Below are 1603 nucleotides of genomic sequence, written 5' to 3' on the forward strand. Positions count from 1 at the left end.
GCTGCGCGCCCGCGACGAAGGCTTGCCGCTGCCGGCCGCGCTGGTATTGCTGTCACCTGAAGTGGACCTGACCGAATCGGGCGACAGCTTCCAGGTCAACCGCACCGTCGACGTGGTGTTGCCCAACCCGCTGATGAGCACCAACCTGCTGTACGCCGCTGGCGCGGATTTGTCTCACCCGTACCTGTCGCCGCTGTTCGGGGATTTCGCACCAGGCTTCCCGCCGACGTTCGTGCAAAGCGGCACCCGCGACCTGTTCCTGTCCAACGCCGTACGCCTGCACCGGGCGCTGCGCCGGGCCGAGGTACCGGTGGAACTGCACATCTTTGAAGCAATGCCCCACGGCGGTTTCATGGGCGCGCCGGAAGACGCAGAACTGTCGGCAGAGCAGGTGCGTTTCGTGCGCCACTGGTTGAACCGCGACTGATCGCCGTGAGTTGACACACCCTGTAATAATCCATAAAGATAAGCGACTTCTTCAGGGTGTGTCCTCAATGTCTGCAACGACCTTCAACTTTTCCGTCATTGGCTTGATTGCCAAGGCGCAAGGTTGCGTTGCGCACGCCCTCAAATCGAAGAAACAGTCGCTCATGTGACCGGGGCGCGCTGTCCCGTCAGATGAGCTGACAGGACATTGAGCGCGAAGGCCCCCTCCTCTTGCTTACTTCCCTCTGCCCTTCTGACGGTGACGAAATCGGTCAACCATCAGGAGAAAGCGCATGTCATCGTTTCAAGGTATCTGGGTTCCCGTCGTTACACCGTTTCATAACGGCGCCATCGACTTCATCGGCTTGCGCCGCCTGGTCTGCCATCTGCTGGAACAAGGCGTGGCCGGGATCATGGTCTGTACCACCACCGGCGAAGCCGCAGCACTGAGCCGCCGTGAGCAATTGGCGATGCTGGATGCCGTACTGGAACTGGTACCGCCGCAGCAGGTGGTGATGGGCCTGGCGGGGTATAACCAGATTGAGCTGCTGCAGTTCCAGAGTGAAATCCAGCAACGCGCGGTGGCCGGTTTGCTGGTACCGCCGCCGAGCTACATCCGCCCGTCCCAGGCGGGCCTTGAAGCGTTCTTCCGCACCGTGGCCGATGCGTCCAGTGTGCCGATCATTCTGTATGACATTCCCTACCGCACCGGTATCGCCTTCGAACAGGCGACGTTGCTGAACATCGTCGCCCATGAACGGATCGTCGCGATCAAGGATTGTGGCGGCAACCTGGCCAATACCCTGGCGCTGCTGGCCAGCGGGAATGTGGATGTGTTGTGTGGCGAGGATGTGCAGATATTCAACGCGCTGTGCCTGGGAGCGACCGGCGCGATTGCCGCGTCGGCGCATGTGCGTACCGCAGATTTTGTGGCGCTGCATCGACAGGTTCGCGACAACCGGTTGCTGGCGGCTCGCGAGACGTTTTTCGGGCTGCTGCCGTTGATTCACACACTGTTCGTGGAGCCCAATCCGGCACCGGTGAAGGCCGCGCTGGCGATGGAGGGTTTGATCGGCAGTGAGTTGCGGGCGCCGATGTTGGGGGCGAGTGAGACGGTGACAAATCGGTTGCAGCAAGTATTAGGCGTGCGGCAATGACCCGTGGCGAGGGAGCTTGC

Annotated in this window: 2 protein-coding genes; both read left to right on the plus strand. The window is 61.3% G+C overall.

All coding sequences use genetic code 11. The features are described from left to right. A partial coding sequence (locus HX846_RS32800) for an alpha/beta hydrolase fold domain-containing protein (RefSeq protein ID WP_178967011.1) occupies window positions 1-427 on the plus strand: 427 nt, incomplete at its 5' end. Between the two features lie 292 nt (window positions 428-719). After that, window positions 720-1583 carry a 4-hydroxy-tetrahydrodipicolinate synthase gene (gene dapA / locus HX846_RS32805; RefSeq protein ID WP_177122951.1) on the plus strand — a complete coding sequence of 288 codons (864 nt, stop codon included), beginning with the start codon at window positions 720-722 and terminating at the stop codon, window positions 1581-1583. Window positions 1584-1603 lie beyond the last annotated feature (20 nt).

Source organism: Pseudomonas sp. K5002 (assembly GCF_013386655.1).
In the GTDB taxonomy this organism is placed as follows: domain Bacteria; phylum Pseudomonadota; class Gammaproteobacteria; order Pseudomonadales; family Pseudomonadaceae; genus Aquipseudomonas.

Excerpts from the sequence above, each read along its gene's own strand:
- dapA (WP_177122951.1), top strand. The coding sequence starts at position 720 with ATGTCATCGTTTCAAGGTATCTGGGTTCCCGTCGTTACACCGTTTCAT.